Raw genomic sequence first — 19,819 nt, 5'->3', positions numbered from 1 at the left:
CGGGTCATACACCGTATGAAGCTTTATGCCGCCTTTGGTTTTTCGGAAATGCGCCCACTCAAACTGGTTCAAATTTAAGTCAATGGTCGTGGAATCAATCAGGCGAACCATATCACTGGCCGCTCCCCGAGGCAGATGGCTTCTGACTTTTTGCAATAGAAAGAAAAAGGTTTCTGAGAAAATGCTGGCCGCCCGAGTGCTGTTGGCATCTGACAATGAAGAGCGCTTTATGCGAGAGACACCCAAATGATAATGGTGGTTGTGGCAGGTATTAAAATTCTCAACCAGATCCCGAATGGAAACCCGGCTGGCCAGTTGAGCAAACATCATGGCAACGAGCTGAGTCCAGCATGACAGAGTCCTGATGCGATGATCCCCGTTGTGGCGATCAACGACCTTCTGAAACTGGTGACGTGGGATTGTTTTGAGTAACTGTTGGAAAACGCTGTTATGATGCTTCATGTCTGTCTTTTTTGTTTTGTGAAATAGCTGTCTCGACAACCGCTATTTTACCGCAAACCACTAAAGACAGACATCTCACGCCTTTCTCGATTTTTTAACCGGACAGCAGTGAAATAGTAAAAACTATTTGTTAGATTTCTCTTGCGTGAATAGAAAATCTTCTAAACTCAAATTTATGGGTTCTTCTTGGTTGTTGGACTGAGCCTATGTTCAAAAGACGTAAATTACGTTCATAAAAAAATAACAGAAGCTTCACCAAGCTGGAATAAACTGCGACTAACTTTAAAGCTATCAACTCACTGTCGGGAAGGACGTTTCAAGGATGAAAGTTCAGCAATTGTATGTCAGAGATCGTATTACCTATGAACGGGGAATTATCGAAAACACTACTCAACCGGGCTGGCTTAAGGTTCGTATGGAGTGGGGGGAGATAAGAAGCTACCAGCCGAAAGACCTGCTTCCCTGTCCGATTGATAACTCCGCCAGAATTGCAGCAACCGATCACTAAGGGGTGTTCTCAATTAAGCCATAGCGACTTCAAATCCTTCACCCAAACAAAGCCCGCTGATGCGGGTTTTGTTTTCGATGTTTTTTCAAACCCCATCACAACACTTGTCGTCTTTCCTTGCCCCACAATGGAGCAAGTGATTAAATAATAATCAAAGATAAGTATCTGCTATGCCTGCCTGTAATGCATATGTAGTGAATGTGTATGTGTAGTGCGTGGATGCACTTAGCAGCCTAAAGCAGAGCGACAATAACAATAATAAAAATGAGTCATTCCCATGGAACGCAATAGCGGGATATTCAGGATTTCCAGCCTGATTGCCCTGTCGGTCATTATTACCGGCACCAGCATTTATCTACTCTATGGCCAGCAGCCCGATGCGCAGCAAGCTAGTCCGGAAGTAACATTCACAAACCCGGCGCTCACTTCTGATGTTTCTCTGTGGCAAACGCCAGAGCAAGACATTGAGGACAATTCCCTCCCTGCAGAGGCAATAACTTCTGCCAAGCTTTCATTACGTGGAACAACACCTGATGGCGAATTGGTGCTGAATGCTGCTGGCCTACCCATTATCACACCCTCTATGCGTCGTTTATTTGAGTACTATCTGGCAACCTTGGGGGAACAGCCTGTTTCGGCCATCCGGGATCAGTTTTACAACTACGTGAAAGAGCAATACTCTCCTCGTGTTGCTGTTGCCTCCCTGGCTTATTTCGACCGCTATGTTTCCTATAAGGTTCACTTGGCAGAACAACAACTGGAACTTGCTGAAATGTTCAGCGCTCTGTCTATTACCGAGCTTCTTCAGCAACGTATGGAGCTGCTGTCCCGGACCAGAACTGCAGAACTGGGGCCAGAGATGGCGGAAGCCTTTTTCGGGGAAGAAGAACGTTACGACCGTTTTATACTGAGTAAAACAACCATAGAACGGGATCAAAGCCTTACCGAAGAACAACGCCAGCAAAAGCTGAATGAACTTGCCCGAGCCTGGCCTGAGTATGCAGAACAACAATCGCTGAGCGTCCAACAAAAAGTATTGAAGGAGCAAGTTACCAAAGCCAGAGCGAACGGCGCTTCTGACACAGACATTTATGAACTCCGTTCAGTAGCATTTGGCTATGAAGCTGCTGAGCGCCTTTCTGCGCTCGATAACCAACGTGATCAATGGCAGCAGCGACTGAACGAATACAGTCAGCAGAAGCAAATACTTTTAGCTGCCGGACTGGGAAGTCAGGACACTTCCCTTGACGAGTTAAGGACAAGCCATTTTTCCGGGTCTGAAATCAAACTGGTTCAGGCATTGGAGAAACTGCAAAGACTATGAGAGTTGAGTTGTCCTCCCATTTGCAGGCAGTAAAACAACAATAACAGCTAACCCATAAAACAATAAAATCGGGAAAGAGAGACAACCAGAATGAAAATCCGATCGCTAATGTCTTTAGCAGTGCTTGCGCTGTTACTGGCCCAACCGGCCTCCGCCTGGTGGTGGTGGAACAAGAAAGACACCTATACCGACACCCGTTATCCCATTGTGCTGATCAATGGTATGTTTGGTTTTGATACCACAGCCTTTGGCCTTGTTGAGTACTGGTATCGCATTCCCAAAGAGCTTGAGAAAAGTGGTGCGGAAGTTTATGTCACTCAAGTTTCCGGTTTGGAAAGTACAGAATTGCGTGGTCTTGAACTAATTGAACAACTGGATGAAATCAAAGCCATAACAGGAGCACAAGGTTTCAATCTGGTGGGCCACTCCCAAGGCGGCCCTACAAGCCGATTTGTTGCCAGTGTTCGTCCTGACCTGGTGAAGTCTGTCACCAGTATAGGCTCTCCCCACAAGGGCAGCCCGGTTGCCGACACCGTTCTGGGGTTGAGTCACGCTCCGGTTGTTAGCTCTGTTTTGAATGGCGCGATGGAAGCTCTGTCCGGATTGTTCAATCTGATGTCAAACAATCCAACCAACAATGGTCAGAGCGCCTTAGCCTCCCTTCACTCCTTGAGCACTGCGGGCAGCGCCGCATTCAACATTGAGCACCCTGCGGCCATTCCTTCGGACTGTGGCGAAGGCGATTATGAAGTCGACGGTATTCGCTATTATTCTTGGAGTGGCACAAAACCATTCACCAACCCTATAGACCCCTCCGACTATTTTTTCTCAACTCTGGGAAAGCTGGTTGATGAAGAGAATGATGGTCTGGTAGGCCGCTGCAGCAGCCATATGGGCATGGTGATTCGAGATAATTACCGCATGAACCATATTGATGAAATCAACCTACTGTTTGGCCTTCACAGCCTGCTGGATACCGACCCGGTTACGGTGTATCGCCAGCATGCCAACCGACTGAAAAACGCAGGACTTTGAGACAAGCTGCTCCCGGAAACTCTGAAAGAGCTTACGGGAGCAGTTTCCAAACTCTTGGGTGTGTTCACACCTTAGGTAATCTTTTTCAGATACAGGCCCAGAGTCTGCCTTGCCTCAGAAGACGTTATTCTGGTTCTGGGATCAGGATCAAAAATCCGATACAGCAGCTCAGCGTAAGGCTGCGTATATCTGGCCATAGCTCCAGTTAAGTTTTCTTCCAGAAATTCATCAACAACGACCTCAGTCTGACTGCGTAGCTGTTCAATCTGATCATCATCCAACTGGTCGGCAGGTGTTGTGCCATAAGAAAACTCATGCAGCTTCTGCAGAAACTCTCCCGCTTTGTGAGAGTCCTTGCTCAACATCGCAATCATTGTAAGGCCAGTAGACCACACATCTGTGGCGGGCTGGGGAAGCTCATAATACCCATGAAAGGGTTTAATATCCTTGGTGCCGCCGATACGTTCTTCTGCCGTCCACGGCTCTCCCAAAACGCCGAGGGAGGCGATGCCTTGGTCTGAAGTGGTTTCACCGAAATCCGCCAACCAGACTTTGCCACCTTTAAGAAGAATATTACCCGGCTTAACATCCTGATGAACAAGGTTCAGTGTTGACAGGCATTCAAGCCCGGAAAAGATCTCCCAACTGAGCTGCAGAAACTCACCGTGAGAAACCGGCCCCGCTGCCAGCTTATTCTCCAAACTCTGGTCTGCCATTTCCAGAAGAATCAAGGGCTCACCCGTCTCAGAGACACAAGCCCCCACAAAAGGCACCAGATAGCTATAACCCGGATGATCTGAAGCCTCTTTTTTTAACCCCGCAAGAACGGCCACCTCGCGCATAATACCGTTCGCATCACTGTAAATAGGCTTGATATCCTCAGGCATTTTCAGGCAATAACTACGCTTAACGGCAACGACACCCCCCTTAACCAGACAAGCCTGAACACACCCATTCGAACCGACAGCTAAAATCTTGGGAAGCAGCCGCGCCTCATCCCTGGAGGTAATAGGATCCCCCCAGTTTCCCATCCGGAAAAACACTGTCTGGCGTGCTGGAAAATACCAAAAAGCCATTCCTGCTCTTACTGACTTGAATGCCGCCATCTACCTGGCCGAGATATTTCTTCTCCCCCTGAACAAGAAGAGACTGGGGAGCTGTCGACTCAGAGTTACGTGACTCTAAACCAAATTTTTTGACAACACCCGCAAAGAACGACCGCTCGTAAAATCGCCGTTCAATAGTGTCGTTCGGCTCAATTGTGCGACCATTGACATCGGATATTTTTGCCTTTGACTGTGAGTTTGGCGATCTTGCACTCCCCCGAAGCCCCAAGGGTAGAAACTTGCCAAATGCTTTTCGTATTTTTCCCATAAGATCTCTGGAATTCACTCCCTGTGATCCTATGAGTATGGCGCCTTAAAAGAGATGTTGCTGTTTAAGAATATAAGTCAACCATATCACTGACCCAGCGCCCCACCCCAAAACATACCAGACCACCCATAGAGGGATTAACTGACTCGCACTGAAGATCACTGCCAGAGCTACAACGACAAAGCGAATAGACTCCGCGATCTGGCAACTTTTCCGTCCTTCCAGAACGGCTCCAATAGCCACAACGTTAAAAGTCAGTACGCAGGTCCATAGCACATCAAAACCATAACTTGTGGTATGGCTCACACCTATTAATGCTGTGGTCGCTATAAGCAGTAACGCATATTGGAAGCCGGCATAGATCTTCACTACGGTGCTGACTACCGGATCATAGTTAACATAGGCATGAATATCCGGCATATCAGAAGGTGACGCGACATCGGCCGGGCGATACCCAGTATGACGAAACCATAAGGTCAGTTTTTCTTTCCAGCTTTTGGTGTGTCGTGCGTCTCGAAACAAATCAGCAAAAGGAGAAAGATTGGCCCAAACAGGATTCCAGCTTCGCAACGGCTTAATGGTTCCATAGCGAATCGATTCATAATTATCATCTTCTTCTTTGAAGGTTTTAAAGAAGCGATCCCAGAGAATAAATATGCCACCGTAGTTTTTATCAAGATACTCACGATTTTTGGCATGATGAACACGGTGATTGGAGGGCGTAACAAAAAACCATTCATACCAGCCCAACTTAGGTATGTGTCTGGTATGAACCCAGAATTGATACAACAAATTCAGCAGGCTGACCGTCAGAAATACTTCGGGTGGAAAGCCAAGAAGGGCCATAGGCACATAGAAAATCCAGCTCAGGAAAAAGCTGGTACTGGTCTGGCGTAAAGCTGTAGTGAGATTATATTCCTCACTCTGGTGATGAACAGAATGGGAAGCCCAGAAGATATTCACTTCATGGCCGATTCGGTGATTCCAGTAATAGAGGAAATCCTGGAAAATCACGGCCACGATCCACACCCATAAAGCCTCAGCCGGCAGGGTTGTTACCGAAAAGCTGTTATAAATCAGAGTGTACAGGCCAAGATTTATGACCAGTTTGGTGATAATACTCAGAACACCACAACTCAGGCTGTTAATCCCATCATTCAACCGGTAGTAATCTTTTTTACGAACCATCGTTGCGATGATTTCAATTAAGATCAAAACAAAGAAGCCTGGCATCGCAAAAATTATGGGATCCATAAGCACACGCATTATTTATTATTTTTATAAGTGGGTTGTACCACAGAAATCCGTCAAACTGAAAATCGCCCTGAAAACATTTCGTCACATTTCTGAAATATAAGCATCACCAAACTGTAAAAAAAAGTTCCTAAATTGGTTACCACTGAAAATCACAACAACTCAGTGAAAACAATTCCGGAGACTCTGATGCGTTCCACTCTGATTAAACTTTCTGCGGCATCCCTGCTGGCAACTGCACTTGTTGGCTGTCAATCTATGAACAACGACAGTATGGCAGCAAAAAGCGCTGCAGCAGCCAAGCCGGTTAATAACGATGATTTGTACGAAGTAGCCCACGAAGGCCGCTACTACGTTTTTGATGACGCCGCCGTCTACAAAGACTTTATTGCTAATGGCGAAACCCCTTACCGTAAAGTCTTTATTGGTGAAGGCCCTCACAGCCAGACTCTGGTGTTTGGCCTGACCGGCAAAGACAAGAAGAAGTCTTCCGGTATCGGCAGCATTGACATGTTCAAGGGTAACCAAGCCCCTGCTGAAAACTTCTATGGCGAAATGCGCAGCGAAGATGGCCGTATTTATGTGTTCAATGAGCTGAAAGATATGGAAGCCGTACGTAAAGTTGGTGAAGCCGCCTACCGCTTCACTCAAATTGGTGCTGGCCCTAACGGCGAAACTGTTGTTTTTGTTCTGAACAAGAGCAACAAGAAAAAACAGCCTGTTGCACTGATGGCTGAGTTTGCTGCACGCAACAAGTAACTCGCCTCTAAAGCTGAGGATTTTCAGTCCTCAGCTTTTATACATTCTCTCTTGTGAAGTATTTGTCACAGCGATAGCCTGTGGTCATGAAAACTCTTGCTGTAACCACTCTTCCCACCACCGAAAACCAGCACAGCCACGAACATCACCAACTGGTGATTCCGGTTGCAGGTCAGGCTGACTTTAATATTGAAGGGAAGCGGGGACGCATTGCACACAGCGTTGGTTGCGCTATTCCCAGCCAAAGCACCCATGCTTTTTCTGGGCACTCCGGAAACCAGCTGGTACTGATCAATATTGACTGCGGAGATCTGACCGAAGACTTGACAACAATGTTTGCTTGCCCGGCCTGGTTTCGCATAGATCGCTCCCTGATGGAACTGATTCATCAGGTCAGCCATGAGCTGGCTCTCTTTCCGGATGATGCCCAGCTTGCTAATGCTTTGTGTGAAGGCCTGCTTCGTAGCCTGCAGTTACGATTTGCTCAAAGCTGGCAACCTGTCGCCACTGCCACACTGGCAATGGATCAAATCTGCGAGTATGTCTCCACGCATTTAGAGCATTCACTGCCCGTTGCCGATCTGGCTTCTCTGGCAGGGATGGGGGAAAGCCGGTTTTACGATGCCTTTCGTGATTTCACGAGTGCCACTCCCCACCAATATATTTTGAACCTGCGTCTGAAAGCTGCTTGCAAACTATTATCTGAAACCAACGATTCCCTTGCCGATATCGCCGAGAGGGTAGGTTTTACCAGCCAAAGCCTGATGACCAGATCAATGCGTGAAAGGCTAAACATCACACCTCTACGCTACCGCAAGCAACACCACTTGCTACCTGAAAACCTGTCTCCTGATGAGGTTTTTGTATAAAACGCCGGAGTTTTTGCAAAGACCTTTCCCTCGCCTCCCTTGTAAATTTCTCTCCATAACTATTCTTTGATAAGAAATTCTCTAAAAAAATCGTAAGAGGTAGTGGGTATGTTCAAGGCCATTGACGCATTCACCCCCGCTTTTATCCACCAAAAGCCGGAAAATATCTGGGATTCTATCTCCCCTCACTACTGTGTAGACGAAGAATCCTGGTTAAAAGAATTACTTGGTCAACTGGAAGAAAACTCTAGCCAGAAAGCCAGTATCGCCAACCGTGCAACCACCTTGATTAACCAGGTGCGAGCCAGTGATAACGCCATCCACATGGTGGATTCCCTGCTGCTGCAATACAGCCTCGACACCCGGGAAGGCATTCTGCTGATGTGTCTGGCAGAAGCGCTGTTAAGGATTCCTGACACAGAAACGGCTGATGCCCTGATTCGCGACAAACTCAGCGTTGCAGATTGGAACAAACATCTGAGCCAGAGCGATTCTTTGCTGGTTAATGCTTCTACATGGGGGCTGATGCTGACCGGCAAGGTTGTGACCATGGACACCCAGGACGATGGCAAACCGGCCGGTATTATCAGCCGCCTGGTCAACAAAATGGGCGAACCAGTGATTCGCCAGGCCGTCAATCAGGCCATGAAAATCATGGGGAAGCACTTTGTGCTTGGACGCACAATTAAGGAAGCCCTGAATAATGGTCGTGATGAGCGCAAAAGCGGTTACACCTATTCCTTTGATATGCTGGGAGAGGCCGCTCTAACAGCTGATGATGCCGCCAAATATCATGCCGAATATCTAGCGGCTATCGAAGCCATCGCAGCAGAACCTGAGATGGATGGCTCGCCCAAACCCGGCATTTCTATCAAACTATCCGCCCTTCACCCCCGCTATGAAGTCGCTCAAAGTGAGCGGGTAATGGGAGAACTCCTGGATTCGGTTCTGGTTCTGGTTCGTGCAGCCCGTGCGGGTAATGTCGCCATTAATATGGATGCTGAAGAGCAGGATCGCCATGAACTGTTTCTGAAGTTTTTCGAAAGACTGTATCACCATCCTGACTGCAAAGGCTGGGGCCAGTTTGGTCTCGTTGTTCAAGCCTATGGAAAACGCGCCCTGCCAACACTCTGCTGGTTGTCAGCTCTTGCCAGAGAACAAGGGGATATTATTCCTGTCCGCTTGGTAAAAGGCGCTTACTGGGATAGCGAAATCAAACTCTGCCAACAGAACGGCTACCCGGCTTATCCTGTTTATACCCGCAAAGAAGCGACAGATGTTGCCTACCTTGTTTGTGCTCGTTTCCTCCTCAGTGAACAGGTGAAAGGCACTCTTTATCCCCAGTTTGCCAGCCATAATGCTCAAACTGTTGCCAGCATTCTGACCATGGCAACCCACGTTGGAAATGATCATTATGAATTCCAACGTCTCCACGGAATGGGCGATGCCCTCTATGATCTGGTACTGAAGCAGGAAGCAAAGACTGTCCGCATTTATGCGCCGGTTGGCAGCCACAAAGAGTTGCTTCCCTATCTGGTACGTCGTCTGCTGGAAAACGGGGCGAACTCTTCTTTTGTTCATCGACTGGTCGATGCCAAAACACCCGTAGAGTCACTGGTTCATCATCCGGCAGATTTACTGGTCAAACATGAACATCTGGCCAACCACCACATCGTTTTACCCCCTCAACTTTTTGGTGATGAACGCCGGAATTCCAGTGGTATCAATATCGACATTGAATCCATCGATCACCCCTTCCAAGAAGAAGTACAAAAATTTATGGAAAAGCAGTGGCATAAAGGACCCATTATTAATGGTCTGCAGGTGGAAACAGCAGAATCGTCTGATATCACCAGTCCTTACCAGATAGACTCGGTCGTTGGGCGTATGCACTGGGCAGCCGAAGATGAGATTGAAACGGCTATCGCATCGGCATCCAAAGCTTTTAAAAGCTGGAGTAACACGCCCGCACAGCAGCGCGCTGCCAAACTGGTTGCCCTCTCTGATCTTCTTGAAGATAACCGGGAAGAACTGATTGCTCTGTGCCACCGGGAAGCCGGAAAAACGATTCACGACGCTATTGATGAGATTCGTGAAGCTGTGGATTTTTGTCGTTATTATGCTCAACAATCCGTCGAAAAGTTTTCAACAGCTCAGGTTATGTCTGGCCCTACAGGTGAATCGAATGAGTTGCGCTTGAGTGGCCGAGGTGTATTCCTGTGCATCAGCCCCTGGAACTTCCCGCTGGCTATATTCCTCGGCCAGGTCACCGCTGCCCTTGCTGCAGGCAATACAGTTATCGCAAAGCCTGCCGAGCAAACCAGCCTGATTGCAGCTCGCACAGTAGAGCTGATGCTGGAAGCTGGTATTCCCGGAGAAGCCATACAACTGTTGCCTGGCGATGGCAGAAGCATTGGTAACAGGCTGGTGTCTGATAACCGCATAGCCGGTGTCGCCTTTACCGGTTCGACAGAAACAGCTCGTACAATCAATCTGGCAATAGCTAACCGTCAGGGCGCGATTATCCCCCTGATCGCCGAAACCGGCGGCCAGAACGCCATGATTGTTGACTCCACATCGCTTCCAGAGCAAGTTGTTCAAGATGTCGTGAATTCTGCTTTTGGTAGCGTCGGCCAACGCTGCTCAGCCCTGAGGGTTTTGTATGTTCAGGATGATATTGCCGATCGTGTCACGAACCTATTGACCGGCGCTATGGCTGAACTAGTGATTGGCGATCCAAGTTTACACGCAACAGATGTTGGCCCGGTGATTGATGAACGTGCCCACTCAGGCCTGCAGGCACATGTTGACCGGATGACCAGGGAAGCCAAGCTTCTGGCTCGCTGTGAACTGCCTGATACAACGAAAGATGGCTACTTCATTGCGCCTGTTGCTTTTGAAATTGACCATATTAATGCGTTGGAAAAAGAACACTTTGGCCCAATCCTTCATGTCATCCGCTACAAAGCAGAACAACTGGAAGAGATTATTGCGCAGATTAACAGCACAGGATATGGACTGACTCTCGGCGTTCATAGCCGTAATGAAAGAACATCTCTGCTTATTCAGGAAAACGTGAATGTGGGGAATGCCTACATTAATCGTAACCAGATTGGTGCCGTCGTTGGCGTTCAACCTTTTGGCGGTCAGGGCCTTTCCGGCACGGGCCCGAAGGCTGGCGGACCACATTATCTGTACCGCTTTGCAACGGAGCAGACACTCACAATCAACACGACAGCCGTTGGTGGAAATGCTACTCTGTTGTCGTTAGGGAGTGAGCACTAACATCTTGATTTTATAGATGTTTCGGAGTTCTTCGATGATAAATCGAAGAACTCCCCTTTGAGCTTTTTGGGACATTTTGTCCACGAGCGTGAAAACAAAACCATTCCCAATATAAATACAAAAGGGATATCCCATGACCGAAAACAGCGGTGCAATTATCAGCACCTTTATCGTTTATCTTGCCATGATGCTGGGTATAGGCCTGTGGGCCTGGAAACGCACCAGCAATTCTGAAGATTACTTTCTTGGCGGACGCTCCTTAGGCCCTTGGCCTGCTGCATTGAGTGCTGGCGCCTCAGATATGAGTGGCTGGTTACTGCTGGGCTTGCCCGGTTACGCGTTTGCTGCTGGCTTCGAAGCTTTCTGGCTCGCGGGCGGTTTGCTGATCGGTACCTGGCTGAACTGGCTACTAATGGCTAAGCGACTGCGGGTTTACAGCGAAGTGGCAGGTAACGCCCTGACACTGCCTGAGTTCTTTACCAACCGCTTCCGCGACAACTCCAGAATGCTGCAGATTGTCTCTGCCTTCTTTATTCTGCTGTTCTTCCTGTTCTACACCAGCTCAGGTCTTGTTGCGGGCGGAAAACTGTTTGAAACCGTGTTTGGTCTTGATTACAGCGTGGCTGTTATTGTTGGAACGGTATGCATCATTTCCTATACCTTGTTTGGTGGTTTCCTGGCTGTTTCCTGGACCGATCTTGTCCAAGGTCTGTTGATGGCCGCTGCCCTGGTTATAGTGCCAGTCATTGCTCTGCAAACCGGCCCATCCGATCAATCTCTATTGCAGCTTCTGGAAAGTCACAATCCTGAGATGCTGAATATCTGGACCAGCTCTGAAGGTGAAGCCCTGACCTGGATTGCTATCGCATCTCTTGCAGCATGGGGCCTTGGCTACTTTGGTCAGCCACATATTCTGGCACGTTTTGCCGGCATCCGCTCTCAGGACGATGTACCTACTGCACGCCGTATTGCTGTCATCTGGAGCGGTCTCTCTATGACAGGCGCCATGCTTGTCGGCCTGGTAGGTTTGATCTACCTGAACAGTACTGGCAGCTCTCTGGGTGATGGTGAAACCATCTTCATGGTGCTGGTCAATGCCATATTCCACCCTATTGTTGCTGGTATTCTGCTGGCTGCCATTCTGGCTGCCATCATGAGTACAGCGGATTCTCAGCTGCTGGTTTCATCCTCCGCTCTTGCAGAAGACTTCTATAAAGCCGTTCTTCGCAAAGATGCGTCTTCGAAAGAAGTCTTGATGGTGGGCCGCATTGCTGTCGTCGCTATTGCACTTGTAGCGCTAGCCCTGGCCATGAATCCAAACAGCTCCGTTCTTGGTCTTGTGTCCTATGCTTGGGCAGGTTTCGGCGCCGCCTTTGGCCCTGCGCTACTGATTAGCATGTTCTGGAAGCGCATGAACCGAAACGGTGCTCTGGCAGGAATCATTATTGGTGGCGTAACCGTTGTTACCTGGAAACAAGTCAGCGGTGGCATCTTCGATCTTTATGAAATTGTGCCAGGTATTCTCTTCGCCACAGTGGCGATTGTTATTGTCAGCCTGACATCTGGTGAACCTTCCGAGGAAATCACCAATGAATTTGATGAAGTACAGCGCGCTATTTCCTGATCCATAACTGATCAGTAAAAAGCCGTGACCAGCACTGCTGGCCACGGCTTTTTTGTACCTTCAACGATATGAAGTATTTCTAGTTTCTGGCTACGGCCTTAACCGCAGCCTCTGACATATGAATATTCAGACGATCTATGACAAAATCCTGTTCCGTCTGTGTATCTCTTACAAGAGGGATAACCTTACCTGTGCCGACATCCATTCCTGCGAGCAGAGCCTGAGTCCCGTGACGCTTATACTCAAATTCCCGCTTTTCAATATAACCCGGCTTGACGGTAAGTGTCGCATACATCTGCGCTGTGTATTTCGAAGGCTTCATCCCGAGGGGTGTCTACCCAACCCTTCACTTTATCGGGACGATTTTAAAAATCGCCCTCCCTGTCTCTGCGAGATCGATGGGACGATGCCTTTATCCTGAGCAGCCATAGCCAGCGAGTTTTCTGACCAGTGACTGAGTGGGTAACCATGTTCTTCTGGTTTGTCACAAGACATAGCGACAATCAGGCAAATTTGCTCTTCGGTAAACTTGGGTTTAGCTCCAGGACGAGGCGCTTCTTTTCGTTTTTCTAAAACAGGGAGCTCATCGCTGCGTTCAACCCAATGCTTCCGCCAACGTGTAACAGTTTCACGGTTACACCTGAGTTCTTTAGTTGTCCCCAGAAGGCTTTTTCCTTCAGCTCCAGCCAATATGGTTTTGGCTCTAAGAACTATGGACTGGGCGCTTTTCCGCTGGCGGATAATGAGTTCCAGATCATTACGCTGTTGTTCCGACAAAATGATCTGTTGGGTATGCTTTGATGGCACTTCTTACTACTGCTACTACTGTTTGAAAAAAAGGGGGACGAATCAAAACATATTTTCATATGTGCAGGTATCAGCGCTTTCCTGCACTAGAGGCACTCTCAATTAAACTGTTGTTTCCAAATGTTCATTCTCATCAGCAAAAACCACAACCACTGACATATTATCAGGAAAACTCGTTATCGGTGGCATTATGATTTTGTTGGCTTCTGTTGCAGCTTTAAGACATAAAGAAATAATGGCATTCGCAACCTCTTTTGGTGAAGCTCCCACCTTCCTCATGCCGGAAGCAAGTTTCCCAACCTGGTCGGATGATGCAATATCCCAAACACCATCACTGGCTATTACAAGTGTTTCCTCTTCATCACCCAAATTATATTCAGAAATTTTAGGGCGGGCAGAAACACCGGTAACAATACCGCAACCGAGACTTCTGGCTGGAGCGAGCATATTCCCTACTCGGTAGGCATTACCAGAACCATCCTGGATAACTTTACCACCTCTTTTGTATATTGATGAACCGAATACTGAGTCTTCAGGCTTGGCATCAACCGTAAGCTGTACTGTTTTTCCAGCACTGTCAGAAGCAATCGCTCTCGTGTCTCCCAAGTTAGCGACAACGAGCTTTCTCCCCCTTATCAACATCGTACATACCGTAGAACCACACCACATCCCACTGAAAGCGAGCCCAAGATTTTTAATACAAACACTTGTGTCAACAAAAGACTTCTTTAATGCACAGTTTTCTGCAACATCAAGGTACAGCTTTTCTGAAAAGCTATTTAAATCAGCGTTTATCTTCTCTTTCAACATGGGAAGAGCCAAGCATACAAATCGTTCAGCCTCTTCACCGTGTCCATCCAAAACGAAATAAGCCTGATATGGAAGGTGACCATCTGGCGTGAACACATCAAATGCTGTATTGCCGGTATAGTCTTGTTGAACTTTTTTGCCTCCTTGTGCTTTCGCCGTTGCTGCTGGCCATAAACACTCACTTCCCCAATCCGCACTTTCAATATCAGAGCGTTGTATACTATCTGGAGAGTATCCTGTCGAAATAAAAGCATCTAACTGTGCTTGGAAATTCTGATGAAACCAATTATTCTTGACTTTCTGCTGGGAACCATTCTGCTGTTTCTGTGCCAGCTCTATTTGCTTCTTTCTTTTTCTCTCAACAGCTCCTGCATCTAACTCAAGCCAATATTCATCATTCAACAACTTGGTTTTATCTAAATTGTCATGCGTTACAGGGATTTCTCGAATACCGATACTTTTGCATTGAAAACACTTCAATTGGGGATATGCATCATCTTTCAGTTCTTCTCTTTCATGCGCGCTGTAGCGAACCTTGTCAGGAGTTTTGTAGACTCTCACCTCAAACTGACAGGATGAACGTACACCTGTAGCTCGGTGACCACCATCCTCATGCACACTTCTGGGGCTCTGATGTGAGACTTTCACAGTACGATGACCTTGTTTTGCTGACTCAACCGATTCTGAGGTAGCGACAGGTACCACTCTAATGAGTGGCATATGTTTGGGTGTGCTGGGTTTATGTGCGCTTGCCTGCATACTGATACCTTATAAAAGCTCTAATAACAGATCATGGACAGGTTATGGCGGTAAAAAGTTTACGCAGGCATGGAATATGTAAGCTGATCTTACAACTTTGACAGGAGCACCCAAGGGCTGCTTGATGCATATCAAACGACACATCACCAGAGCAAATATCTATTTTTTTGAATAAAATCCAGCTGGAAAAACAAACGAAAAGGCATGTCTCAGTTGGATAGTTAGCAATTTACATTGTTATATACCCGAGTGAACTCAAGATGCTGGCTTTAGCACCTGAAAATCATCATTAATTCTGTTGACTAACGGTGCTCCAACTTCAGGCAAAGTTTCAGAAAAGAAGTGAATGAACTGCCCCTCAGCAAGCTGCGGGGAATTTAACCCTCAGAGATTAAATACTCTGGTTCAGGAAGCACACCGCCACGGTCTTCGCGTTGCTGCCCACGCTCATACTTCCTCTTCAATCAATGCGGCAGCCCGGCCGGTGTAGATTCTGTTGAGCATGGATTTATGATTGACCAGAAGATATAGAACTGATGCTTCCATTGTTCCCCATGGCAAAAACGCCAGAGAGTTTGAGCATCTGGTTGAACTTGGGATGTCTACAATTGATTCACTGCGCACTGCAACAGCCCAAGCTGCAGAACTCCTGGGACAAAGGCATCGGGGGCAGATTAAGCCCGGGTTTACTGCCGACATCATCGCTGCTGAAGGCAGCCCTCTACACAACATCAGTCTTTTACAACAGGTAGAATTTGTGATGAAAGAAGGGGAAGTCTACCTTCACCCCTGATTCAAAAGCCGCTACAGGTAACGATCCATAATTTCAGCTACCGTACCGTCATCTTTCATCCCATCAAGGGAATCCTGCAGTTTGGACACCACACTGTCAGGGGTTCCTTTATTCAGGGCGAGGTAAAGCTCTACTGAGCGGAACGTATATGCAGCGACAGGTTCGTCGACTCCTGCCACATCAGCGATATAAGGTGCGGAATAACGACTGGATGCCCATAAGTCGATATGACCACCGGACAATTTTTCAGCATTGCGTTTATCAGTGACAGCTTCGATAACGTTTATTCCTTTTTCTTTCAGGAATTCAGAGGTTGCATCCCCTTTATAACCTCCGACCTTGTAGCGTTTCAGGTCACCGAGGGATGTAATCTCAATAGTGCTGCCAGCCTTTTTGAAAATCACCCAATCATTGGCAACCAATGGACCTACCCACTTAAACAAAGGCTTTCGCTCTTCTGTGAAGGTGGTTGAGAACAGCCCATAATTCGGCCTTTTCTGGGCCATATCAAAGATACGACTCCAAGGAGAGCGCAAAGTTAGACTGTAGGGAATACCCGACCTCTCTACCATCTCTCGCACAAGGTCTGTGGACACACCATCAATACCATTACCACGGGCAAAATTTTTATCCTCCACGCTCATATTAAAAGGAGGATAATTTTCAGTAAGGAGTACCAGTTTGTCTTGAGCGTGGCTTTTCAGTGCCATAAACACACAGCACACTAAAACAATGCTATTAATAACTTGGGAATAACTCACAGCTTCATTCCTCTCGGAGGGAACACCGCTGTCGAAAGCGTCTGCCTATCATGCTTCAACAGGTGTAAAAACAGGTGTAAAAACAGGAAAGGAAGAGCCTGAGCTCTTCCTTTTAACAGCAGGGATTAGTGAGAAGAGACAGTTTCGCCTTTAACATCACGATTGCGAGAGAAGTATTCACGAGCCAGCTTGAACACAACTGGGCTCAACAGAACCAGAGCGATCAGGTTAGGCAGGGCCATCATGGCGTTCAGGGTATCCGCGACCAGCCAGATAAAGTCGAGACTCAGAACAGCACCGGCAGGTACAGCCAGAATCCAAACAATACGGTAAGGCTTGATAGCTTTCACACCGAACAGGAATTCAATGCTGCGCTCACCGTACAACGCCCAACCCAGAATGGTAGTGAAAGCAAAGATACTCAGAGCAACAGCAATGATGTAGTTACCAACACCAGGCAGGGCTTGAGCAAATGCTGCAGAGGTCAACGCCGCACCAGATTCACCAGAAGTCCACAAACCAGAGGAGATAATCGCTAGACCAGTAATGGAACAAATGATGATGGTATCAATGAATGTACCCAGCATGGCAACCAAACCCTGACGAACAGGATCTTTAGTTTGAGACGCTGCGTGAGCAATCGGGGCAGAACCCAGACCGGCTTCGTTAGAGAAGATACCACGAGCCACACCAAAGCGAATCGCCATCCATACGGCCGCACCAGCAAAACCACCTTCAGCAGCTGTTTCAGTAAATGCGTAAGTGAATACCAGTTCCAGAGCGTGAGGTAGCTGATCAGCGTTAATACCCAGAACAACCAGGCCAGCAATCAGGTAAGCAATCGCCATAACGGGAACCAGAGCACCGGCAACAGCACCGATACGCTTAACACCACCCAGCAATACAGCACCAACCAGAGCCATCAGAATGACACCGGTTACCACCAGAGGAATGCCAAAGTTTACTTCGAGCACACTGGCAACCGAGTTGGCCTGAACCGTGTTACCGATACCGAAAGCAGCAATAGATGCAAACACCGCAAAGGTCGTTCCCAACCATGCCCACTTGGGGCCGAGGCCGTTTTTGATGTAGTACATCGGGCCACCAACATGGTTACCCTCTTCATCCACTTCACGGAATTTTACAGCCAGAACAGCCTCGGAGAACTTCGTGGCCATACCCACAAGAGCAGTACACCACATCCAGAACAAAGCACCAGGGCCACCAAGGAATACAGCTGTAGCAACACCGGCAATGTTACCGGTACCTACAGTTGCGGACAGAGCTGTCATCAATGCCTGAAAAGGAGAAATTTCACCGGAATCTTTTTCGTCATCCTTGCTCTTTCTGCCATCCCACATGAGCTTGAAACCAGTTCCAAGCTTCAGGAGTGGCATCAAACGAAGACCAAGCATCAAGAAAAGGCCGGTACCCAGTATAAGAACCAGCATCACCGGCCCCCATACAATACTATTTAAATCACTGAAAAAATTGGTAAGAGCTTCCATAGGAGGGAATACCTTCTTATTGTTATGGCCGACTCTGCAAGAGCACGACTGCTGTTGTTTGTATTTATTGTGCTGTTTCCACCCTATAAATAAGTTCTACTTATTTATAGGGTGGAAACCGAACAGCTGTGGGCAAAACTATCCTATAGGAAATTTTGTTTCAACAGATAACCTACAACTTTGTGTAACCATTAATTAACACTGAAAAGATATATTCACTAAATACAGCCACAAAAAACAAGTAAAAGCCTCCTTCTAGAGACCTGGAACAACAGACCTCCTACAAATATGTAAATCCATAAGCAAGAAAAGCAACGACAGGATTAAATCACAACGAAGTTCACTTTTGTTTCTTATTGTATATTTTGTTGCCTATGGGAAATTTGAAGATTAGAGTTAGAAACCAGCGAAGGGCACAATCTATAACCTTGCCCTGATGCAGCATCAATAAAAACGACAACTGCGGGCCACTACCATGAGCAAACCTTACTCCTCCGAACAGCTTCGCACTTTTTTCTCCGAAAACCTTCCTTCTGCAGACCCGGATGTTATGTCTGCCGTGTATCAGGAAGATATTCGCCAGAACAAACAGATCGAATTGATTGCTTCTGAGAACATTGTTTCCAAAGCAGTTATGGCTGCACAGGGTACAGTTCTTACCAACAAGTATGCCGAAGGCTACCCTGGTCGCCGTTACTACGGTGGTTGTGAACATGTTGATAAAGTAGAAGCACTCGCCATTGAGCGAGCCAAAAAGCTATTCGACTGCCAGTACATTAATGTGCAACCTCACTCCGGTGCACAGGCCAACGGCGCAGTAAAGCTGGCCTTACTGCAACCAGGCGACACTATCATGGGCATGTCCCTTGATGCTGGCGGCCACCTGACTCACGGCGCCCGCCCTGCCCTGTCTGGCAAGTGGTTTAAAGCGGTACAGTACGGCGTTTCCAAAGAAACCCAGCGCATTGATTACGATGAAGTCGAAGCTCTGGCGGTTGAGTGTCAGCCAAAAATGATCATTGCCGGTGGCTCTGCCATCCCACGTGAATTGGACTTCAAACGCTTCCGTGAAATTGCTGACAAAGTAGGCGCTTACCTGATGGTAGATATGGCTCACATCGCGGGCCTTATTGCCGCTGGTGTGCACCCAAGCCCGCTGCCTTACGCAGACGTTGTCACGACAACAACTCACAAAACCCTACGTGGCCCACGCGGTGGCATGATCCTCTCCAACAACCTGGAGCTGGGTAAAAAGATTAACTCTGCGGTATTCCCTGGCCTGCAGGGTGGCCCACTGATGCACGTTATTGCTGGTAAGGCCGTTGCTTTCGGCGAAGCCCTGCAACCTTCTTTCAAGCCTTACATTGAAGCTGTCGTCAATAACGCCCGCGCACTGGCAGAAGTTATGATTGAGCGTGGCTGCGATATCGTTACCGATGGTACCGATACCCACCTGGTTCTGGTTGACTTGCGCCCTAAAGGTCTGAAAGGCAATCAGGTTGAAGAAGCCCTGGAGCGCGCCGGCATCACCTGCAATAAAAACGGTATTCCTTTCGATCCAGAGAAGCCTATGGTGACCTCCGGTGTACGTCTGGGAACTCCAGCAGGAACCACCCGTGGTTTTGGCGAGGCAGAATTCCGCAAAGTTGGTCACCTGATCAGCGATGTGCTGGATGGACTGATCGAAAACGGCGAAAACAACAGTGAAGTTGAAGCCAGAGTCAAGAAAGACGTTGAAGCCTTGTGCGACACATTCCCACTATATGACTAACTTAGTGAGGGAATAACCATGATCGATGTTCGCGATTAATTCCCCATAAAAATTACACCCGCTGATGCGGGTGTTTTTATATCTCAAACATAAACTAATAAACTAATAAACTAATA

18 protein-coding genes are annotated in these 19,819 nt (G+C 47.7%); 9 read left to right on the top strand and 9 right to left on the bottom strand.

Annotation, left to right across the window (positions count from 1 at the left end; genetic code table 11):
* The coding region (locus tag QMA35_RS12330) for a DUF4372 domain-containing protein (protein ID WP_281647454.1) at positions 1–462 on the bottom strand (462 nt) is incomplete at its 3' end.
* Between the two features lie 322 nt (positions 463–784).
* On the opposite strand from QMA35_RS12330, the gene QMA35_RS12325 reads away from it, so the two are divergent.
* The 3 genes from QMA35_RS12325 (at position 785) to QMA35_RS12315 (ending at position 3,329) form a co-directional block, all read left to right on the top strand.
* Complete coding sequence (locus QMA35_RS12325; protein ID WP_281647453.1) at positions 785–970, top strand: hypothetical protein; 186 nt, start codon at positions 785–787, stop codon at positions 968–970.
* A 277-nt stretch (positions 971–1,247) separates the two neighbouring features.
* Complete coding sequence (locus QMA35_RS12320; RefSeq protein WP_281647452.1) at positions 1,248–2,294, top strand: lipase secretion chaperone; 1,047 nt, start codon at positions 1,248–1,250, stop codon at positions 2,292–2,294.
* 90 nt (positions 2,295–2,384) lie between these two features.
* On the top strand, positions 2,385–3,329 hold the full coding sequence (locus QMA35_RS12315) for a triacylglycerol lipase (RefSeq protein WP_281647451.1): 945 nt from the start codon (positions 2,385–2,387) through the stop codon (positions 3,327–3,329).
* 71 nt (positions 3,330–3,400) lie between these two features.
* Here QMA35_RS12315 and QMA35_RS12310 read toward each other — a convergent pair whose 3' ends face one another.
* The 3 genes from QMA35_RS12310 to QMA35_RS12300 are packed head-to-tail and all read right to left on the bottom strand — an operon-like array spanning position 3,401 to position 5,918.
* A complete protein-coding gene (locus QMA35_RS12310; protein ID WP_281647450.1) occupies positions 3,401–4,360 on the bottom strand; it encodes a protein kinase in 960 nt (319 codons plus the stop codon).
* Positions 4,323–4,721, bottom strand: a complete 399-nt coding sequence (locus QMA35_RS12305; RefSeq protein ID WP_281647449.1) for a hypothetical protein — start codon at positions 4,719–4,721, stop codon at positions 4,323–4,325. The genes QMA35_RS12310 and QMA35_RS12305 overlap by 38 nt, the downstream gene beginning before the upstream one ends.
* A gap of 27 nt (positions 4,722–4,748) precedes the next feature.
* Positions 4,749–5,918, bottom strand: coding sequence for a sterol desaturase family protein (locus QMA35_RS12300; protein ID WP_281647448.1), 1,170 nt, complete (start codon positions 5,916–5,918; stop codon positions 4,749–4,751).
* A 228-nt stretch (positions 5,919–6,146) separates the two neighbouring features.
* Between QMA35_RS12300 and QMA35_RS12295 the strand changes: the two genes are divergently transcribed.
* From QMA35_RS12295 to putP, 4 genes are all read left to right on the top strand, one after another.
* A complete protein-coding gene (locus QMA35_RS12295; protein ID WP_281647447.1) occupies positions 6,147–6,716 on the top strand; it encodes a hypothetical protein in 570 nt (189 codons plus the stop codon).
* Positions 6,717–6,802: 86 nt separating this feature from the next.
* Positions 6,803–7,585, top strand: a complete 783-nt coding sequence (locus QMA35_RS12290; protein ID WP_281647446.1) for an AraC family transcriptional regulator — start codon at positions 6,803–6,805, stop codon at positions 7,583–7,585.
* Positions 7,586–7,693: 108 nt separating this feature from the next.
* Positions 7,694–10,870: a bifunctional proline dehydrogenase/L-glutamate gamma-semialdehyde dehydrogenase PutA gene (gene putA / locus QMA35_RS12285; protein WP_281647445.1), complete on the top strand. Its 3,177-nt coding sequence runs from the start codon at positions 7,694–7,696 to the stop codon at positions 10,868–10,870.
* 133 nt (positions 10,871–11,003) lie between these two features.
* Entirely contained in the window at positions 11,004–12,494 is a 1,491-nt protein-coding gene (gene putP, locus QMA35_RS12280; RefSeq protein ID WP_281647444.1) for a sodium/proline symporter PutP, read from the top strand.
* A 79-nt stretch (positions 12,495–12,573) separates the two neighbouring features.
* Here putP and QMA35_RS12275 read toward each other — a convergent pair whose 3' ends face one another.
* The 3 genes from QMA35_RS12275 to QMA35_RS12265 all read right to left on the bottom strand — a co-directional run bounded on the left by QMA35_RS12275 (position 12,574) and on the right by QMA35_RS12265 (position 14,870).
* Positions 12,574–12,816: a hypothetical protein gene (locus QMA35_RS12275; RefSeq protein ID WP_281647443.1), complete on the bottom strand. Its 243-nt coding sequence runs from the start codon at positions 12,814–12,816 to the stop codon at positions 12,574–12,576.
* A 29-nt stretch (positions 12,817–12,845) separates the two neighbouring features.
* A complete protein-coding gene (locus tag QMA35_RS12270) occupies positions 12,846–13,301 on the bottom strand; it encodes a helix-turn-helix domain-containing protein (RefSeq protein ID WP_281647442.1) in 456 nt (151 codons plus the stop codon).
* 102 nt (positions 13,302–13,403) lie between these two features.
* The gene (locus QMA35_RS12265; RefSeq protein ID WP_281647441.1) at positions 13,404–14,870 is read right to left on the bottom strand and encodes a PP2C family protein-serine/threonine phosphatase; all 1,467 of its coding nucleotides are present in this window, start codon (positions 14,868–14,870) and stop codon (positions 13,404–13,406) included.
* Between the two features lie 514 nt (positions 14,871–15,384).
* Here QMA35_RS12265 and QMA35_RS12260 point away from each other — a divergent pair.
* A complete protein-coding gene (locus tag QMA35_RS12260; protein WP_281647440.1) occupies positions 15,385–15,663 on the top strand; it encodes an amidohydrolase family protein in 279 nt (92 codons plus the stop codon).
* An 11-nt stretch (positions 15,664–15,674) separates the two neighbouring features.
* Here QMA35_RS12260 and QMA35_RS12255 read toward each other — a convergent pair whose 3' ends face one another.
* Together QMA35_RS12255 and QMA35_RS12250 are read right to left on the bottom strand one after the other, a co-directional pair.
* A complete protein-coding gene (locus tag QMA35_RS12255) occupies positions 15,675–16,424 on the bottom strand; it encodes an ABC transporter substrate-binding protein (RefSeq protein WP_281647439.1) in 750 nt (249 codons plus the stop codon).
* Positions 16,425–16,549: 125 nt separating this feature from the next.
* Positions 16,550–17,932, bottom strand: coding sequence for a sodium:alanine symporter family protein (locus QMA35_RS12250; protein WP_281647438.1), 1,383 nt, complete (start codon positions 17,930–17,932; stop codon positions 16,550–16,552).
* 475 nt (positions 17,933–18,407) lie between these two features.
* On the opposite strand from QMA35_RS12250, the gene glyA reads away from it, so the two are divergent.
* Entirely contained in the window at positions 18,408–19,703 is a 1,296-nt protein-coding gene (glyA, locus tag QMA35_RS12245) for a serine hydroxymethyltransferase (protein WP_281647437.1), read from the top strand.
* Positions 19,704–19,819 lie beyond the last annotated feature (116 nt).

The sequence above is a fragment of the Parendozoicomonas sp. Alg238-R29 genome (assembly GCF_947331445.1).
In the GTDB taxonomy this organism is placed as follows: Bacteria; Pseudomonadota; Gammaproteobacteria; order Pseudomonadales; family Endozoicomonadaceae; genus Sansalvadorimonas.
Note: the sequence above shows the minus strand (reverse complement) of the source record. Positions and strands in the feature narration are given on the sequence as shown.

Excerpts from the sequence above, each read along its gene's own strand:
- QMA35_RS12295 (WP_281647447.1), top strand. The coding sequence starts at position 6,147 with ATGCGTTCCACTCTGATTAAACTTTCTGCGGCATCCCTGCTGGCAACT.
- QMA35_RS12265 (WP_281647441.1), bottom strand. The coding sequence starts at position 14,870 with ATGCAGGCAAGCGCACATAAACCCAGCACACCCAAACATATGCCACTC.
- QMA35_RS12250 (WP_281647438.1), bottom strand. The coding sequence starts at position 17,932 with ATGGAAGCTCTTACCAATTTTTTCAGTGATTTAAATAGTATTGTATGG.
- QMA35_RS12275 (WP_281647443.1), bottom strand. The coding sequence starts at position 12,816 with ATGAAGCCTTCGAAATACACAGCGCAGATGTATGCGACACTTACCGTC.
- glyA (WP_281647437.1), top strand. The coding sequence starts at position 18,408 with ATGAGCAAACCTTACTCCTCCGAACAGCTTCGCACTTTTTTCTCCGAA.
- putA (WP_281647445.1), top strand. The coding sequence starts at position 7,694 with ATGTTCAAGGCCATTGACGCATTCACCCCCGCTTTTATCCACCAAAAG.
- QMA35_RS12325 (WP_281647453.1), top strand. The coding sequence starts at position 785 with ATGAAAGTTCAGCAATTGTATGTCAGAGATCGTATTACCTATGAACGG.
- QMA35_RS12290 (WP_281647446.1), top strand. The coding sequence starts at position 6,803 with ATGAAAACTCTTGCTGTAACCACTCTTCCCACCACCGAAAACCAGCAC.
- putP (WP_281647444.1), top strand. The coding sequence starts at position 11,004 with ATGACCGAAAACAGCGGTGCAATTATCAGCACCTTTATCGTTTATCTT.
- QMA35_RS12320 (WP_281647452.1), top strand. The coding sequence starts at position 1,248 with ATGGAACGCAATAGCGGGATATTCAGGATTTCCAGCCTGATTGCCCTG.
- QMA35_RS12315 (WP_281647451.1), top strand. The coding sequence starts at position 2,385 with ATGAAAATCCGATCGCTAATGTCTTTAGCAGTGCTTGCGCTGTTACTG.
- QMA35_RS12310 (WP_281647450.1), bottom strand. The coding sequence starts at position 4,360 with ATGGGAAACTGGGGGGATCCTATTACCTCCAGGGATGAGGCGCGGCTG.